Here is an 18,657-nt window from a genome sequence, read left to right as displayed (position 1 = left end):
TAATGGAATTGGTATTACAACTTTTGTTTATCAATTCAAAAAATCATATTAAATCCGTGTTGAGATCATGTTTCCACTCGTAGGAATGCTGTTACTCTTACTGCAACAAAAGAATATAACATTTAGTTTTTTAGTGAGGCTCCTCCCATGGAAATGACCAATGCTCAGCGTCTAATTCTATCAAATCAATACTACCTAATGTCTCAAATGGATCCTGAGAACTCCGCTAAATACCAACGTCTACAAACGGTTGTAGAACGTGGTTACGAACTTCAAATGCGTGAACTTAACAAAGAATTTGGCTGTTTGACTGAAGCCGAATGTCGCGAAGTTATCGACATCATGGAGATGTACCATGCCATGCAAGAGTCGAACAAAATGCTTGCAGAACAAGAACGTGCTGAAGTAGACCAACGTCGCCTACAGTTCCTAGGTTTTGATATCGCTTCTGAAGCTCAGAGCGTACATTACGTGCGTTTCCTTGTTGATTCTGAAGGTCTTTACCCTCAATTCGACAAAGCAGATCACCACTTCAATAGCCAAATGCCAATGCTAGAGAAGTACCGTCGCATGCTAACAACATGGCGCAACTGCCCTCGTCAGTACCACCTATGTGCGACAGAGCTATCTCAAATCTTTAGCGCTTAATACGTTAATAGATCAGCGATAACTTTTTAAAAAGTTTCAAGAAAAAGGGTTACTCATCATGAGTAACCCTTTTTTAATGTTCGCATACAAACAGAAAACGGGACTTATGAAGCGATGTGGATAAAAAGTGTCCTTCAGATACAGAAAGCGCAAATGAATCATAAAGATAAGATATTAAATGTGGAACCATTTCCAATTAATTTCTCTGATATCGCCCATTAACCAACGAACACAAACCTAGTATTTATAACCAATTAAGTCATTCATCTTTATTAATTCCACTTCGAAACATTTAATACAAATTAAAAACCATCGATCGATTTTGAACGGTGTTTTTTATTTTAAATAAGATAGCTAGAATGCTCCCCGAAATTTATTAACCAGAGCGATAAACAAAATGAGAAAATTCATCCTTGCATCACTAGCTATCATGTCTACTTCAGCTTTCGCAGCTAACGAAATGTACGTACTTGGCGGCGTTGGCATTAACGAAGACGACACAGGCGCACAATTCACTGTTGGTTCACAAGTTCTTGATACAAACTTTTATTTAGAATCAACCATGAATTACATCGATTCAGATATCAGCGATGTTACTTCAGACGTAAACGGCGACCTAACTAAGCACAAGGGCGATTACCAACACTTCAAAATGTCTCTAGCGCCAATGTATAAATATAGTTTCGATGAATCTTTTGCTATCTACGGTAAAGTTGGTCTTGCTTACTCAAACTTTAATTCTAAATCAACGATCACTGATAAAGATGGCTCAGTGAATAACAAGTATTCAAATAGTGAATGGGGGGCAACTTACGGCATCGGTGCTGAATTTAAGTCAGTGCAACCAATGTTTGGTAACTCGAAGTTTATGGCACGTGTTGGTTTTGATTGGTACGACTTCAGCTCAGGTGGTCTAAATCTAGGCAGTGACGGTACTCTAGGTCTACAGGCCGGTTTCACTTTCTAAGGTATGAAGTAGAAAGGTTTTACACTAATTGAGCTGATCATCGTTATTCTTGGTATCTTAGCGTTAACCGCTGCCCCAAGTTTTTAAACCACTGGGTGAAGAGTTTGGTAGTAAATTGATTTGTAGAAAAATCACTGGTGGGAGCTAAATCTAGCCATGTCTTTCCTTGATTCGATTCGATTCGATTCGATTCGATTACTGTAATAATCGGTCGGTACTTCGCATAAATAAAAAGGGTTACTCATCATGAGTAACCCTTTTTTAATGTCCGCATTTAGAGAGGGAAACCAAAGCAACTAGAAGACGTAAGCAACACCGACGTTTGCGGCCATGTTGATGCCACTTTCAAGTATTGGGCTGTTCTCAATATCACCTTCAAGGTTGGTATAACGAACGCCACCAGTGACCCGGATATTTGGCGTCACATGCAAGTAACCACCTAAACCAATAAAGTACTGACCATCCCAGTCTGCATCGAACTCATTCAAATTAGTTCTCGACGCTTCTGCTGAACTCACCCCGTATAAGTGGTTATTCAAGCGCTCACTGTTATAAGCATAACCAATAGAGGGTGTAATCGCCCACCCATTGCGACGAATCGGTAAACGCCATGCAGCTTCCGCATAGATACCATTATGCCTAAACCCTAAATCAGAGCCTGCTGTCGCTTCAAACATCCCGACCAAGGTGATCACTTGGTAGCTAATGCCACCTAATACTGATGCTTTACGTTCATCTAACTTTTGAATATCAACGTTATCAGAATCACCGGGCTTTAATGTCCTCGAATCATAAACCGCTCGAAACACGATATTCTGTGGTGAGCCCGCAGGAAGTAAGCGATAACCCGCACTGAATCCACGCATGAAAAAGTGCTCACCTTCATAGCCAATCATAGGAATCACAGCGCGGTTTGACGGTGTATCTTTATAGACAGCCGGAGAATAAGAAGCGGCAACGCCCAGTGACCACTGCGAGATTTTTGCATGTGTTGCTGTCGAAGCCAGTAACGCAACACTGATAGCCACTATTTTTAACCCATAATTCTTCACTACATCTACCTATTTATTGAGCAATTTTTGATAACGCCGCGCATTATATGGTACTTCATTCCAGTAAATCAATAGAGCTCAGTTATACATCTAATACACATAAATCCAGTGTGAGTATTATTAAGCGACCTAAAATCACAAAACAAACGGCTAGATCCCCTCGAATGTAAAATAATTGGATTCTACACGCCTCAAGTTGCCTATTGCGCTCGCTAGGTTTTTCACACGCAAAATTGTAAATAAATACATAATTGTTAAGCAAAATTGTGCAAGCGGGTCTAACCTTAAAATGTAGGGAGAGCCTATTTTTCAATCGCTCATCAGTTTTGACTGGTTAACAAGGGGAATGTGACTATGAGTATTTTTGACCACTATCAATCACGTTATGAAGCAGCCAAGGAAGAAGAGCTCACATTGCAAGAGTTCTTAGGGCTGTGTAAAGACGATAAAAGTGCTTACGCTAACGCTGCTGAGCGCTTACTACTGGCCATCGGCGAACCGGAGGTTATAGACACCGCTCAAGACCCCCATCTAAGTCGTATTTTCTCGAACCGTGTCATCTCACGCTACAGCGAATTTAAAGATTTCTACGGCATGGAAGATGCGATTGAACAGATTGTTTCTTACCTAAAACACGCTGCACAAGGCTTAGAAGAACGGAAGCAAATCCTTTACCTGCTTGGCCCTGTGGGCGGTGGTAAATCTTCCCTTGCTGAAAAACTCAAAGCACTGATGCAAAAGCTACCAATCTATGTGCTGTCTGCAGATGGTGAGCGAAGCCCTGTGAATGATCACCCCTTCTGTCTATTCGACGTAAACGAAGATGGCGACCTTTTGAAACAAGAGTACGGAATAGAGAAACGTTACATACGCTCTATCATGTCTCCTTGGGCAGCGAAACGCCTCCATGATTTCGGTGGTGATATCTCTAGATTTAAAGTCATCAAACTACGCCCTTCGATTCTCGACCAAGTTGCGATCGCGAAGACAGAGCCTGGTGATGAAAACAACCAAGATATTTCGTCTCTGGTTGGTAAAGTCGATATTCGTAAACTTGAACACTTCTCTCAAGATGACCCTGATGCCTACAGTTACTCTGGTGCGCTGTGTAAAGCCAACCAAGGTGTGATGGAATTCGTGGAGATGTTCAAGGCGCCAATCAAAGTCTTGCACCCACTCCTAACGGCAACACAAGAAGGTAACTTCAACGGTACCGAAGGGCTTTCTGCACTGCCATTTGACGGTATGATTCTGGCTCACTCTAATGAATCTGAGTGGCAGACCTTCCGTAACAACAAAAACAACGAAGCCTTCCTCGACCGTGTGTACATTGTAAAAGTCCCTTACTGTCTGCGCGTCTCTGAAGAAGTTAAGATCTACCAAAAACTGCTTGAGCACAGTGAGCTGTCCAAAGCCCCTTGTTCGCCAAGCACACTCGATCTGCTATCGCAATTCAGCATCCTATCGAGACTGAAAGAGCCAGAAAACTCTTCTCTGTTCTCAAAAATGCGGGTTTACGATGGTGAAACTCTAAAAGACACCGATCCAAAAGCGAAGAGCTACCAAGAGTACCGAGATTATGCGGGTGTTGACGAAGGCATGTCTGGGCTATCAACGCGTTTCGCCTTTAAGATCCTGTCTCGTGTGTTTAACTTCGACCAAGCCGAAGTAGCCGCAAACCCAGTGCACCTGTTCTATGTGATTGAACAGCAAATCGAACGTGAGCAATTCCCTCAAGAGACCGCCGAGAAGTATCTAGAGTTTTTGAAAGGATACCTAGTGCCACGCTACGTAGAGTTCATCGGTAAAGAAATTCAAACCGCTTACCTAGAGTCTTACTCTGAGTACGGTCAGAATATCTTCGACCGCTATGTCACCTACGCAGACTTCTGGATTCAAGACCAAGAGTACCGCGATCCAGAAACAGGCCAGCTATTTGACCGTGCTTCTCTGAATGGTGAACTTGAGAAAATCGAGAAAACAGCCGGTATCAGTAATCCTAAAGACTTCCGAAATGAGATTGTGAACTTTGTGCTTCGTGCCAAAGCCAACAATAACGGTCAAAACCCAGTTTGGACAAGCTACGAGAAACTGCGCACTGTAATTGAGAAGAAAATGTTCTCTAACACAGAAGAGCTGCTTCCTGTTATTTCGTTCAATGCTAAGACCTCAACGGATGATCAGAAAAAACATGATGACTTCGTTGCTCGTATGATGGAAAAAGGCTACACCGAGAAACAAGTGAGACTGCTATCTGAGTGGTACCTAAGAGTTCGTAAATCCTCATAACCAAACTGTATTGAGCTGCTCAACTGAGCAGCTCGTACAAACCAATAACTTTATACCCTAGTAAACGAATAGCTCTAATAAACCAATAACTCTTAAAACCTATAAAAAGTAGGATCGCGACATCAGCTGAGAGGGAGTTCTTATGGCACAATTTATCGATCGGAGGCTCAATGGCAAAAATAAGAGTGCTGTGAATAGACAGCGTTTCTTACGACGCCATAAAGAGCAAATCAAAGAATCTGTGGCCGATGCAGTTAACCGACGCTCAATCACCAATACAGAAACCGGTGAAGACGTCACTATTCCCCATAAAGACATCAAAGAGCCAAGCTTTCACCAAGGTCAAGGCGGCGTAAGAGAGCGCGTTCACCCAGGTAATGATCAGTTCATCACTGGCGATAAAATCGAACGCCCTAAAGGTGGCGGTCAAGGTGGTGGCGCAGGCCAAGGCGACGCAAGCCCTGATGGCGAAGGCCAAGATGAATTTACCTTCCAAATTTCAAAAGATGAGTATCTTGATATTCTCTTTGAAGATTTAGCTCTACCTAATCTAGAGAAAAATCAGGTCAACAAAATCACCGAATGGAAGACACATCGCTCTGGCTATCAAAGCGCGGGGATTCCTTCCAACATCGCTATCGTTCGTTCACTGCAGCAATCTCTGGCTCGACGAACCGCGATGACAGCAGGTAAAAAGCGCGAGCTTAACCTACTGATGGAGCAGCTTGACCAAGTTAAAATGACGGAACCAGCACAACCCTTTGAAGAAAGTCGTTTAAAAGAAGAGATTGCCGAGTTACGTAAAAAAATTGAAAGCGTGCCATTTATTGACACGTTCGACCTGCGTTTTAAAAACTACGAGAAGCGCCCTATTCCATCTAGCCAAGCCGTAATGTTCTGCCTAATGGATGTATCTGGCTCAATGGATCAAGCCACGAAAGACATTGCGAAGCGCTTTTATGTCCTTCTGTATCTGTTCCTAAACCGCACCTACGAAAACGTCGATGTTGTGTTTATTCGTCACCATACTCAGGCTAAAGAAGTCGACGAACATGAGTTTTTCTACTCACAAGAAACCGGTGGCACCATCGTTTCCAGTGCACTGAAACTGATGAAGGAAATTGTCGCAGACCGCTATCCTGCAAATGAGTGGAACATCTATGCAGCACAAGCCTCTGATGGCGATAACTGGGCTGATGACTCTCCTCGTTGTAAGGAGCTATTAGTCAATACACTTCTGCCAACTTGCCAATATTACTCTTACATCGAAATAACACGCCGCTCTCATCAAACACTTTGGCACGAATACGAAAAACTCGAGAGTAGCTTTGACAACTTCGCCATGAAAAATATTAAAACGGTGGATGATATTTTTCCTGTGTTTAGAGAACTGTTCCAGAAAGAGACAGCGTAAGGGGGCTTGCCATGACAGCGAAATCAAACGTTGCAGAAAAAGACAAAGCGACACAGAAGAGAAACGACAAGATGCTGCCTGATGGTCCAGATTGGACATTCAACCTCTTGGAACAATATCACGTAGAAATCAAACGTGTGGCGCAGCATTACCGTTTAGACACTTACCAGAACCAAATTGAAGTGATTACTTCTGAGCAGATGATGGATGCTTACTCGAGCATCGGTATGCCGATCAATTACAATCACTGGTCATTTGGCAAAAAATTCATTCAAACCGAGCAAAACTACAAGCATGGTCAGATGGGATTAGCGTACGAAATCGTGATCAATTCAGATCCTTGTATCGCATATCTGATGGAAGAGAACACGGTCACGATGCAGGCGCTCGTAATGGCTCATGCTTGTTACGGCCATAACTCTTTCTTTAAGGGCAACTACCTATTCCAAACCTGGACCGATGCCAGTTCCATCATCGACTACCTATTATTCGCTAAAAAATACATTACCGATTGTGAAGAAAAATACGGTGTTGCCGAAGTCGAACAACTTCTCGACTCTTGTCATGCCCTCATGAATTACGGCGTAGACAGATACAAACGCCCCGAGAAGATTTCCATAGCTGAAGAGACAGCAAGGCAAGAAGAACGTGAAGCGTATCTGCAATCTCAAGTCAATGAGCTGTGGAGAACTGTGCCTAAAAATCAAGACAAGGAAAAAGAGACCAAAATCCGCTTTCCTAGCGAACCTCAAGAAAACATTCTCTACTTTATCGAGAAGAACGCACCACTACTTGAACCTTGGCAGCGTGAGTGTGTTCGCATTGTTCGCAAGGTGAGCCAATACTTCTACCCTCAAAAGCAAACTCAAGTAATGAACGAAGGCTGGGCAACCTTCTGGCACTACACCATTCTTAACCACCTTTACGACGAAGGTTTGGTGAGTGACAAGTTCATCTTAGAATTCCTACACAGCCACACCAGCGTGGTCGCACAGCCCGCCTACAACAGCCCTTATTTCAGCGGGATAAACCCTTATGCGCTTGGCTTTGCGATGTTTAGAGACATCCGACGCATCTGTGAAGAACCAACCGATGAAGACAAAGAGTGGTTCCCTGAGTTAGCCGGAAGTGATTGGTTAGAAGCGGTGCACTTTGCCATGCACAATTTCAAAGATGAAAGCTTCATCAGCCAATACCTTTCACCAAAGATCATTCGAGACTTTAAACTATTTTCTGTGCTCGACGACGACCGCAAAAACACCATTGAGATAAGTGCTATTCACGATGACCCAGGCTATCGCTTGATTCGTGAAAAGCTTGCGGCGCAATACAACCTAAGTAACCTTGAGCCGAATATTCAGGTGTTTAACGTCGATGTTCGTGGTGATCGCTCGATGACACTACAGTATGTGCCTCACGGCCGTATACCGCTTGATAAAGGCTACGACGAAGTGATGAAACATCTCTATCGCTTATGGGGCTTTGATGTGATTTTGGAAGAGCTCAAAGATACGGGTCATAGAGAGATTCTGACGACTTGTCCAAAACGCAATGATTATGGAGCCAAGATTTAATATCAATCACAGTAAGTAAGTGCTTGGTATAAAACTCCGCTCCCCCTACAACATGGTGGTCACCCGCTCGGAAGTGGAGCAATAAAAAAGCGCATAAGTCTGATGACTTATGCGCTTTCTTTTTAAGGCTCAAACGTCTTCAATAGACGCAAGGCACTAAACCTAGATACTAGATACTAGATACTAGATACTAGATACTAGATACTAGAGCTAAAGCTAAAGCTAAAGCTAAAGCTAAAGCTAAAGCTAAAGCTAAATAAGCTTAAACAATCGGCTTTTGGCCGCGTTCAATCAGCTTCATCAGCACGCTGTCTGCAGATTTACCTGCCACGCCCGCTAGTTTGTCTGACAGCTTTTTCTTCTGTACGTAGTGAATCGCTAGAACCGTTTTGTCCTTACATGCCGCTACGACTAAATCATCAGAAGTGCTGATCTCATCCACCAGCCCAAGCTCATGTGCTTGTGTACCAAACCAGTGTTCACCCGTTGCTACTTTTTCAAGATCGAGTGCTGGACGATGGTCACGGATGAAGTCTTTGAATAGGCCATGTGTCTCTTCGAGCTCTTCTTTAAACTTCTCGCGTGCTTTATCGCTGTTCTCACCAAACATAGTAAGTGTGCGTTTGTACTCACCCGCCGTTAGCTGTTCGAACTCAATATCATGCTTTTTAAGCAGTTTATTGAAGTTTGGCAGTTGAGCAATAACACCAATAGAGCCAACAATAGCAAAAGGTGCAGATACAATTTTGTCTGCGATACATGCCATCATGTAACCACCACTCGCGGCTACTTTGTCTACCGAGATAGTCAGAGGCAGGCCTGCTGCTTTGATACGATCGAGTTGAGAAGACGCCAAACCATAGCCGTGAACCATGCCACCGCCAGACTCAAGCTTAAGCAATACTTCATCACCTTCACGAGCCACAGCCAACACCGCCGTTACCTCTTCACGTAGCGAAGCCACTTCTTTCGCATCAATGCTGCCATTAAAATCGAGAACGAATAGGTGTGGTTCACGCTTGCTATCAAGCTCACCCTCTTTCGCTGCTTTTTTCACTTCTTTGCCACGTGATTTTACTTTTTCTTTTTCCGCTTTCTTTTCTGCTTTATCACGGGCTTTGATGAAAGCATCATCGTGTAGATGGTGCTCTAATTGTTCAATCGTCTGTTTATGGTGCTCAGATAGGTTCGTGATTTCCAGCTCACCTTTAATCGCGCTTGATTTTCCACCCACCGATTTAGCAATCACTAAAATTGCAATGATGGCGATTACAACGGTCGCAATCTTGGCTAAAAACAAGCCGTAGTCCAACAAAAATTCCAATGTCATATCCCCTAATGTATGAATTAGTGTATTGTAACCATCTTGTCACGATTACCAAGAATTTCTCATCATTCCTGCGTTTATCTGTGTGATTAAACACCAATGGAATGACGAACATAATAAAAGAAAGAAGGATAAGCACAGTGGATTACCCAATCTCTACAGATGCCCTCAAAGATAAAGTAATTTTGGTTACAGGTGCCGGTGCTGGCATTGGTCGCCAAGCCGCACTAAGCTTCGCTCAACATGGTGCAACTGTCATTCTGTTAGGCCGCAATGTTAAAAACCTTGAATTCATTTACGATGAAATCGAAAGTGCTGGTTACCCTCAGGCTGCGATCATTCCGCTAGACCTCAAAGGAGCAACAAAGCAGAACTACATTGATATGGCTGAAACCATTGAATCACAGTTCGGTCGTTTAGACGGCCTACTGCATAACGCAGGTGTGCTTGGCACGTTAAGTCCATTTGATCAAATCGATGAAGAGACGTTTGATGGCGTTATGCAAATCAACGTTAAAGCTGAATTTCTAATGACTCAAGCATTGCTGCCTGTCATTAAAAAAGCTGAAGCCGGTCGTATCGTATTCACCTCTTCTACAGTTGGTCACTCTGGCCGTGCATTCTGGGGCACTTACGCGATTTCTAAGTTTGCGACTGAAGGCATGATGCAAATCCTAGCGGACGAGCTTGAAGACACCAACATCCGTGTAAACGCGATCAACCCTGGCGGCACTCAAACACGCATGCGTGCAAAAGCGTACCCAGGTGAAGATGCGAACAAGCTGAAAACTCCACTCGACATCATCCCGCTGTATCTACACTTAATGAACCCAAGTGTGACAGACATTAATGGCCAATGTATCGATGCTCAACCTAAGTAACTGATATCATTAATCAATAGTAAAAAGTCGCTTCCATAGCGGCTTTTTTTGTATCTAAATCAACCATCTAATATTTAATTCATCTGATTTTCGTCATTTTTCTTTGCATCTTTTCCATTGTTAAATATACTGTATAAATATACAGGTATTTAATTATGCATGAACTAATAAAAAACTTACAAGACCGCCAGCTAATCTGGACAGGGTTACAATCAACAGCGCAAGGAAGTACTACTTCAACAGGCTATCCTCAACTGGATAAACAGCTTGATGGTGGCTTTCCGACGCATGGTGTTATTGAGGTTGAATCGCAACAAGGGATCGGTGAACTTCGCCTGCTTACACCTTGTTTAGCTCAACAAAACTCACAAAAATTGGCCATCTTCATTAACCCACCGGGGAAGATCTGTGCCGAGTTTTTTAGCAGCCAAGGTATTGAACTAGAGAACATCCTCGTTATCCAACCTCAGCGCGATCTCGATGCATTGTGGGCAGCAGAGCAGTGCCTTAAAAGCGGCGCCTGTCACTCGGTATTGCTATGGGGAGCCGATCTAGAAATACACCAAACCAAGCGCCTGCAAGCAGCAAGCGAAACCGGTAAGTGTCTGCAATTTCACTTTAAGGCCACCAGCCATAATCAGTTATCCCTACCCGTTTCTCTAAGCATGAAGCTATCTTCTCACGCCCAAGGGTTAAAGGTTGAGGTCACAAAAAGGAAAGGCAGTTGGTCGTATGGCAGCTTTATTCTAGACATGAGCCAAAATTGGCCGTTACTCACTGAAAAAATCACCCTTCAAGACAGTTCACATAGTGCTTTATCAAATAACACCGTGCTGGCTTTTCCTATTGCGAAACAAGGCTAGCGTATGTTGTGGCTTTATCTGCACTTTCCATCTCTGCAGTTGGATACCTTGTTCAATTCTGAGCTATCTAACTCCGAGAAAGTTCACTCTAATGAAGAGTCACACGAGCAACCTATTATCATCGTGGATGAAAAAGATCACCGTGTGCTGCAAGCTAACCAAGCTGCGCTGCAATCGGGAATTTCACTTGGTATGGGGCTAGGGTCTGCGGCGGCGCTTTGCCATAACTTACACGTCCACCCTTACAGTATTGAGCTAGAAAAAAGTAAGCTCAAAGAGATCGCTCAATGGGCGTATTTGGTCACTTCTGACATGGCTTTACTACCACCGAATGGTTTGTTGATTAAAGCATCTAATATGCTGTCACTTTACGATGGGCTAGATAACTACTGGCATGAGCTCAAAAGCCACTTAGAAACGCTCAATATCCAGTTCAGCTTCGCGACAGGTTACTCGCCACTTTCTGCGATCCTTTTGGGTAAGCAATCCATCAACCAAGTCACTAATAATGTTGAGCAAATGAAAGCATGGGTCAATCAACAAGCATTGAGTTCTAGTGAGTTGCCAACTAAGCAAGTGGAACGTCTGAACCGTGTCGGCATTAACTTAGTGGATGACCTATTGAAACTGCCTTTGCAAGATGTCGCACGTCGCTTTGATATCGATTTGGTGAACTATGTCGGTCGCCTTAACGGCCAGTTCAAGCACCCGATTGATTTCTACCATCCACCGGAGAATTTTCAGCAATATCTCGAGCTATTGTTTGATATTGAAAACATCCTGTTTATCGAAAAGCCGTTACTGAAATTATTAAATCAACTCGAGTGTTTTTTGAAGCTACGCGACCGAGTTGCTTTCGAGTTAACGCTGACTTTGCATCTGAGAGATAAAGACGACCACCCTGTCTCTTTCTATTCAGCACAAGGCGATTACCTTGCTGCAAAGTGGGCGAACCTGACTCATCTAACCTTAGAATCACTGAAGATCACGGCACCGGTTCAGGGGCTGACCCTTTCCGTAATTCGTCATGGAGAACCGCAAATGGCCTACCGTGATCTTTTTGATGGCAATACAGGAACACTTGCCGCGTTAGATTTGCTCTCACTACTTCAAGCCAAGTTAGGACAAGCTTGTATTCAGACTCCCAAAATACAGCATGACCCAAGACCAGAGAAGGCCAACCAATATTCACTACCGACACTGGGGCATACGGTAAAAAAGGGACAAATTTCCCAAGGTATCGCGCAACAAACTATGACAGCTTCCAACATCAGCCAACAGCGACTCAGGCCCAGTATTCTATTGTCAGAGCCCGAAGCCTTAACCGAAAGCGTCACCTTATCTCAAGGCCCTGAGCGTATTGTGTCTGGCTGGTGGGATGGCGAGAAAATCATTCGTGACTACTTTATTGCTCACAGCGAAAACGGTCGGTGGCTATGGATCTTTAGAACGCCAGATAAACAGTGGTTTTTGCACGGCTTATTTAGCTAGCTTGTAGGAAAGTAAGTCAGTAAGAAAGCTAGTCTGTAAAAAGTCAGTAAGAAACTTCGTTAGCTCGTCCGTTCCACTTGTTCAATTTCAACATCCCTTTTCAATCATGTTCACTCGCAATGGTTAAGTGATATTACGTTATGTCTCAGCAATACTCAGAGCTATTTTGCCAAAGTAATTACTCCTTCCTTGAGGGAGCTTCACACGCAGAAGAGCTTGTTTTACAGGCCGACTTCTTACGTTACAGAGCACTCGCTGTCACTGATGAGTGCTCAGTGGCGGGCATCGTTAAGGTTCACTCTGCAATCAAGCAACATAAACTGTCGCTCAAGCAAATTGTCGGAAGTATGTTTTGGTTAAATGAAGAGTGCCAAGTGATCTTGATATGCCCAAACAGACAAGCCTACGCCGAACTGTGCCGTATTATTACCAACGCGAGACGCCGTAGCAGCAAGGGACATTATCAGCTCTCTGAGTGGGATATCATGTCGGCTAAGCATTGTTTTATTCTTTGGCTCCCTCAACAGAAAAATGAAGACGCACACTGGGGGCAATGGCTCTCCCAGCATCATTCAGGTCGGTTGTGGATCGGCTTACAACGACACCTAAAACAAACCGACCAGCAGTACATCGATTACTGTGTCGAGCTGTCACAACATCATCACCTGCCGATAACGGCTTGCGGCGGTGTATTGATGCACAATGCTAACCGCTTACCCTTGCAGCACTCACTCACTGCGATCAAGTACCAAAAACCCATTACTGAAGTGGGTAGTCACTTACTGGCCAATGCCGAGCGCTGTTTACGAAGCATCAATAAGCTCTCACGTATTTTCAAAGCGGAGTGGCTAGAAGAGAGCAACCGAATCTCAGAACTGTGCGAATTTGAGTTAAACAGTTTGCGCTACGAATATCCCAGTGAACTGATTCCTCAAGGTGAGACACCCATGAGTTATCTGCGCATGTTGGTCGAGAGAGGGAAACAAGCTCGCTTCCCACAAGGTGTGCCTAGCAACATTCAACAAATCATAGATAAAGAACTCGGATTGATTGATGATCTCGACTACCCTTTCTTCTTTCTCACCATTCATGACATCGTCATGTTTGCCAAAAGCCAAGGCATTCTTTACCAAGGTCGAGGTTCAGCGGCCAATTCCGTAGTCTGTTACTGCTTAGAAATCACCTCTGTCGATCCAAGACAGATCTCGGTGTTATTTGAGCGCTTCATCAGTAAAGAGCGCGATGAGCCGCCTGATATTGATGTCGATTTTGAGCACGAACGACGTGAAGAAGTCATCCAATACATCTATCAAAAATACGGTAGAGAACGCGCTGCGCTTGCCGCAACGGTCATTTCTTATCGCTTTAAAAGTGCGGTAAGAGATGTCGGTAAAGCATTAGGGCTACAAGAAACCCAGCTCGACTACTTCATCAAGAACACCAACCGTAGGGACAAAAGCCTAGGGTGGCAGGCACAATTAACTCAATTAGGACTACAACCTGACTCTTTAAAAGGTCAGCAGTTTATCCATTTGGTCAATGAAATCATCGGTTTTCCACGTCACTTATCTCAACACGTCGGTGGCTTTGTGATCTCTTCTGGGCCTTTGTATGAACTGGTTCCTGTCGAGAATGCCGCAATGCACGAACGAACCATAATTCAATGGGATAAGGATGATCTAGAAACCTTGGGACTGCTTAAAGTCGATGTGCTTGCTCTGGGTATGCTCTCTGCGATTCGTAAATGTTTCGACCTAATCAAACGCATTCATGGTCGCTCGCTAACGATCGCAGAGATCACCCGCCTCAAAGACGATCCTCAGGTTTACGGCATGATTCAACGGGCAGACACGGTCGGTATCTTCCAAATTGAGTCACGAGCGCAAATGAGCATGCTACCAAGGCTTAAACCGAGGACTTATTACGACTTGGTGATTCAAATCGCTATCGTACGCCCAGGGCCTATTCAAGGCGATATGGTGCATCCGTTTCTAAAACGCCGAGATGGTATTGAGCCAATCAGCTATCCATCTAAAGATGTGGAATCGGTACTGTCGCGCACCTTGGGTGTACCTATCTTTCAAGAGCAAGTGATTAAACTCGCGATGGTCGCTGCAGGGTTCACAGGTGGTGAAGCGGATCAGCTCAGACGCGCGATGGCCGCTTGGAAAAAAAATGGCAACGTCTTTAAGTTTAAAAACAAGCTTATCGAGGGCATGCAAAAACGTGGCTATGAGACAGAATTTGCCGAACAGATCTTTAAACAGATATGCGGCTTTGGCGAGTACGGCTTTCCTGAAAGCCACTCGGCTTCATTTGCAGTATTAGCGTATTGCTCAGCTTGGTTGAAATGTTACTACCCAGAATGTTTCTACGCATCTTTACTGAATAGTCAGCCTATGGGTTTTTATAGCCCCTCACAGTTGGTACAAGACGCACAACGGCACAATGTGGAGGTTCTTCCAGTATGTGTGAACGCCTCACAAGACAACCACATAGTCGTTGAACATCAGAATGGTTTAGCGATTCGCTTAGGGCTGCGACAAATCAAAGGATTCAGCGAACATGGGATTCAAAGCGTGCTCGCCAATCGTCCACAATCCGGTTATCGCCACCCTAGCCAGGTGAAACAGTTATCGATGAATAAGAAAGATATCGAGCTACTGGCATCGGCCAATGCGCTACATAACGTCTCGGGAGACCGCTTCCAGACTCGCTGGGCAATGATGGACTCAGCCTCTGATCTACCTTTGTTTAACCAAGTCGATGACTATGCAGAAGATGATAATGGCGAGCTCTCATTGCATCAACCCAGTGAGATGCAAGATCTACTCGAAGATTTCACCAGTGTCGGGATTTCATTAAACAAACACCCAATCACTGTGCTCGAAGAAGCCAATCGATTAGGTCGATTCACACACATGAAGGACTTAATACAACAAAGACACAAATCCATGGTCACCGTTGTCGGATTAGTCACGGGTAAGCAATCACCAGGCACCGCAGCTGGGGTCACCTTTGTCACATTGGAAGATAACACAGGCAATATTAATGTTGTGGTCTGGGGAGCCACCGCGCGCGCCCAACAACAAGCTTATCTCACAGCCAAGGCTTTAAAGGTACAAGGGATATTAGAAAAAGAAGGGGAAGTCGTGCATGTTATCGCGGGTAAGCTCATCGATATTACCGAGGAGATTGTTGGCTTGAACACCAAGTCTCGGGATTTTCATTAGCGATGTATCAACTGTTTTTCTATCGTTCATTGACTAATAAACGATAGACGGAGAAACGAAAAAGGAAAGAAACGAAAAAGGGAAGCATCAGCTTCCCTTCAATTCAATTTGTTGAGTTATGACTCAACTTCAGCTTCCGTACGTCTTTTCTTAAATTCCCTATACAGTAATAAGCTCAAAGTCATTACGACTTTAGAAGTCAACCATATCATTAAGAGGAACTACCTTAGATTGTGTGTGAAAAGTTACGCTAGTAGTTGAGCATATTTCGTTAAGAAAAATATGCTGCATGAATATTAGCAAACGTTTTCCATAAGGTCACTTAAAATAACCGTACAGCAGTCTTAATTATAAAATCTGACGCATTCGCTCTTGAGTCACTTCAACCAGAAGGTCCGGTTGGAACTTAGAAATAAAGCGATTACACCCTACTTTCTCAACCATAGCTTCATTAAAACTTCCACTTAATGAAGTATTTAGCGTGATGAACAGGTCATGCATTCTTGGATCCGTACGCACTTCATGCGTCAGTTTATAGCCGTCCATTTCAGGCATTTCGGCATCGGTGATCATCAACAATATTTCTTGATTGATGTCTTTACCTTCATCACACCAGCCCTTAAGTAAGGTCAGTGCTTCTAAACCATCACAACATTCAATAATGTTCAAACCCAGTTGCGATAAGGTACCTTTAATCTGGTTACGCGCGGTTGAAGAGTCATCAACGATAAGTACATTGCGTCCAACCATTTCATTGGCAAGTTGCTCATCTAATACACCGTCAGAAATCGAAACATCATAATCGATGATTTCAGCGAGTACCTTTTCAACATCAATAATCTCAACGATCTTGTGCTGCTCTTCTTCTTGAATATGCGTGATAGCCGTCAGGTAATTGGCACGACCCGTTGTCTTTGGAGGCGGCTGAATTTCAGTCCACGTCGTATTCACGATATTACGCACTTGTCCAACTAAGAAACCTTGTACAGTTCGATTGTATTCCGTGATGATCAAGTTATTTTCTTGAGTCTCATCTCGTGACGGTGGGAAGCCAATCGCGCTGCGCAAATCGATAACAGGCACCGATTCACCACGTAGAGACGCAACACCCGTAATATGGTGGTGAGAGCCCGGCAAGCGAGTGAGTACTGGCACTTTTAGGACTTCTTTCACTTTAAATACGTTAATCGCAAAAAGTTGACGACTGTTTAAGCTGAATAACAAGAGCTCCAGACGGTTTTCACCGACCAGTTTGGTTCTCTGATCAACCGAATTTAAAACGCCAGACATACAACACCTTAGTGACAAATAATAACTGTGGCTACAATAGCCTACTTCAATAGGTTAAAGCAAAGCGCCAATGCACAGAATGCTTAAACTAAGTACAACAAATGATGTTATACAAAGCTTAAGTACATGGAAAGGTTTCGGGTGAGGCTAAAAGACGAATATAAGGAGTTAACCTTCAACAACTTTCATTAACAGTTGGCCATCATATAAGGCTTGTTTAACAAGCGCAGCACCAGGCATGGTTGCTTGTTTATAGAATCGAGATTCCACCAGCTCTAAATCTTGATGGTAAACCGATAAACTCTGCTCTTCGATACACTTTTGAATCGCAGGGTACAACACGCTTTTAGCCTGATTGATAACACCACCCACCAAGATTTTCTCAGGGTTAAAAAGGTTAATCACAATCGCTATCGCGGCACCTAAGTAACGACCTAGCTGTTCAATAACTTCAACAGCCAATGGATCGCCATCAGCAGCGGCAGCACAGATCTGTTCAATAGTGATATCTTCAAACACAGTTAATGACGATGCTTCACCATTAGCCAGTCGCTCTTTCACTTGATCACGGATCGCCTGAGAACTCGCGACTGTTTCTAAGCAGCCTCGGTTACCACAATGACAAAGTTTGCCCTGCTTATCGATCTGGATATGCCCAAGTTCACCGATATTACCGTGGCGACCTTGCAACACTCGGCCGTCAAGGATGATCCCGGCACCTACACCATGGTGAATCGAGATAAGAACTGAATTATCGTTATCTTGTGAGTGGCCAAACAGCTTCTCTGCTAATGCCCAAGCTCGGGTATCATTGGCAATAAAGACAGGTAGACCCGTTTCTTTGTAAATCTCAGGACCCAACGCTAAATTTTTAACGTTGTAGTGCGGCATCTGCAACACAATACCTTGCTCAGAATTCACAAGACCCGGTAGCGTAACCGCAATGCTTGTTACCCTATCGAGTTGCTCAGCATAGGTTTGGAAAAATTCATCAATTTCATGTAGAAGACGCGCAAGCACATCATCTTGGTCACGTTCATGAATATCAATCTTGGTATCGATAAGCACGTCGCCGCCCAATTCATGGAGCGCGATCGTCAAGTATCCGCGACCAAGACGCATCGACAGAAACTGCCAACCTTCGTTATTGGTTTGCAGACCGACAGCAGGACGCCCACGAGTCGTGGCTTCTTGAACCGTCGTTTCGTGAATAAGGTGAGCTTCAATGAGTTCACGGGTAATTTTAGTAATACTCGCCGGAGCCAACTCACTTTGCTTGGACAGATCGATACGAGAAATAGGACCTTTAAGGTCAATTAGTTTATATACACGACCAGCATTGACCTGTTTGATATGATCAATATGGCCCGGTTGAGCCATGTACATTTTACGCTCCAGAAATCATCAACGAGTTAATTTTTTTACTTTGCGAAGTAATTGTGAAGTCACTTGGTATATCGCCGTGACCAGTATCACGTATATACATGAATCTTTGTGTATCGAGTCAAATAGTTCGAGGAAAATTAACACCAAAATCGATAAATTGAGACTTAATTTTCAGAATAAAACATCGTTATTGAGCCCTGAATTCAATAATTAGAGACAAATAATGAAATATCTCCCTAGCT

The 18,657-nt window shown here is 43.8% G+C and carries 13 protein-coding genes and 1 pseudogene; 10 read left to right on the top strand and 4 right to left on the bottom strand.

Translation table 11 applies throughout. From position 1 onward, the window contains the following. Positions 1-147: 147 nt before the first annotated feature. The 3 genes and pseudogenes from AACT19_RS17785 to AACT19_RS17775 all read left to right on the top strand — a co-directional run. A complete protein-coding gene (locus tag AACT19_RS17785; protein ID WP_004736527.1) occupies positions 148-648 on the top strand; it encodes a YfbU family protein in 501 nt (166 codons plus the stop codon). 397 nt (positions 649-1,045) lie between these two features. After that, positions 1,046-1,615 (top strand): outer membrane beta-barrel protein, encoded by a 570-nt coding sequence (locus AACT19_RS17780; RefSeq protein ID WP_017078145.1) that lies wholly within the window; start codon positions 1,046-1,048, stop codon positions 1,613-1,615. A gap of 12 nt (positions 1,616-1,627) precedes the next feature. Further along, a pseudogene (locus AACT19_RS17775) lies at positions 1,628-1,699 on the top strand (prepilin-type N-terminal cleavage/methylation domain-containing protein); the annotation flags it as partial. Between the two features lie 212 nt (positions 1,700-1,911). On the opposite strand, the gene AACT19_RS17770 reads toward AACT19_RS17775, so the two are convergent. Then, positions 1,912-2,667, bottom strand: coding sequence for a MipA/OmpV family protein (locus tag AACT19_RS17770; protein ID WP_017078144.1), 756 nt, complete (start codon positions 2,665-2,667; stop codon positions 1,912-1,914). Positions 2,668-3,021: 354 nt separating this feature from the next. Here AACT19_RS17770 and AACT19_RS17765 point away from each other — a divergent pair, with 354 nt between their 5' ends. From AACT19_RS17765 to AACT19_RS17755, 3 genes are all read left to right on the top strand, one after another. After that, on the top strand, positions 3,022-4,956 hold the full coding sequence (locus AACT19_RS17765; RefSeq protein ID WP_004736581.1) for a PrkA family serine protein kinase: 1,935 nt from the start codon (positions 3,022-3,024) through the stop codon (positions 4,954-4,956). A 142-nt stretch (positions 4,957-5,098) separates the two neighbouring features. Beyond that, entirely contained in the window at positions 5,099-6,370 is a 1,272-nt protein-coding gene (locus AACT19_RS17760; RefSeq protein ID WP_017078142.1) for a YeaH/YhbH family protein, read from the top strand. Between the two features lie 11 nt (positions 6,371-6,381). Beyond that, a complete protein-coding gene (locus tag AACT19_RS17755) occupies positions 6,382-7,944 on the top strand; it encodes a SpoVR family protein (RefSeq protein ID WP_004736579.1) in 1,563 nt (520 codons plus the stop codon). 262 nt (positions 7,945-8,206) lie between these two features. On the opposite strand, the gene sohB is transcribed toward AACT19_RS17755, so the two are convergent. Next, positions 8,207-9,268, bottom strand: coding sequence for a protease SohB (sohB, locus tag AACT19_RS17750; protein WP_009849001.1), 1,062 nt, complete (start codon positions 9,266-9,268; stop codon positions 8,207-8,209). A 143-nt stretch (positions 9,269-9,411) separates the two neighbouring features. Here sohB and AACT19_RS17745 point away from each other — a divergent pair, with 143 nt between their 5' ends. From AACT19_RS17745 to AACT19_RS17730, 4 genes are all read left to right on the top strand, one after another. Beyond that, positions 9,412-10,152, top strand: a complete 741-nt coding sequence (locus AACT19_RS17745) for a YciK family oxidoreductase (RefSeq protein WP_004736577.1) — start codon at positions 9,412-9,414, stop codon at positions 10,150-10,152. Between the two features lie 155 nt (positions 10,153-10,307). Continuing rightward, on the top strand, positions 10,308-11,015 hold the full coding sequence (gene imuA, locus AACT19_RS17740; RefSeq protein ID WP_017085836.1) for a translesion DNA synthesis-associated protein ImuA: 708 nt from the start codon (positions 10,308-10,310) through the stop codon (positions 11,013-11,015). 3 nt (positions 11,016-11,018) lie between these two features. Beyond that, positions 11,019-12,506, top strand: coding sequence for a Y-family DNA polymerase (locus tag AACT19_RS17735; RefSeq protein ID WP_076647777.1), 1,488 nt, complete (start codon positions 11,019-11,021; stop codon positions 12,504-12,506). 140 nt (positions 12,507-12,646) lie between these two features. After that, positions 12,647-15,739: an error-prone DNA polymerase gene (locus AACT19_RS17730; RefSeq protein WP_076647774.1), complete on the top strand. Its 3,093-nt coding sequence runs from the start codon at positions 12,647-12,649 to the stop codon at positions 15,737-15,739. Positions 15,740-16,087: 348 nt separating this feature from the next. Here the strand turns inward: AACT19_RS17730 and AACT19_RS17725 are convergent, their stop codons facing one another. Next, positions 16,088-17,029: a chemotaxis protein CheV gene (locus AACT19_RS17725; RefSeq protein WP_004736572.1), complete on the bottom strand. Its 942-nt coding sequence runs from the start codon at positions 17,027-17,029 to the stop codon at positions 16,088-16,090. Between the two features lie 168 nt (positions 17,030-17,197). Beyond that, on the bottom strand, positions 17,198-18,415 hold the full coding sequence (gene mlc / locus AACT19_RS17720; RefSeq protein WP_076647771.1) for a sugar metabolism global transcriptional regulator Mlc: 1,218 nt from the start codon (positions 18,413-18,415) through the stop codon (positions 17,198-17,200). Positions 18,416-18,657 lie beyond the last annotated feature (242 nt).

The sequence above is a fragment of the Vibrio sp. 10N.222.47.A9 genome (genome assembly GCF_963872585.1).
GTDB lineage: Bacteria > Pseudomonadota > Gammaproteobacteria > Enterobacterales > Vibrionaceae > Vibrio > Vibrio splendidus.
This window is presented reverse-complemented; position numbering and strand designations above follow the sequence as displayed.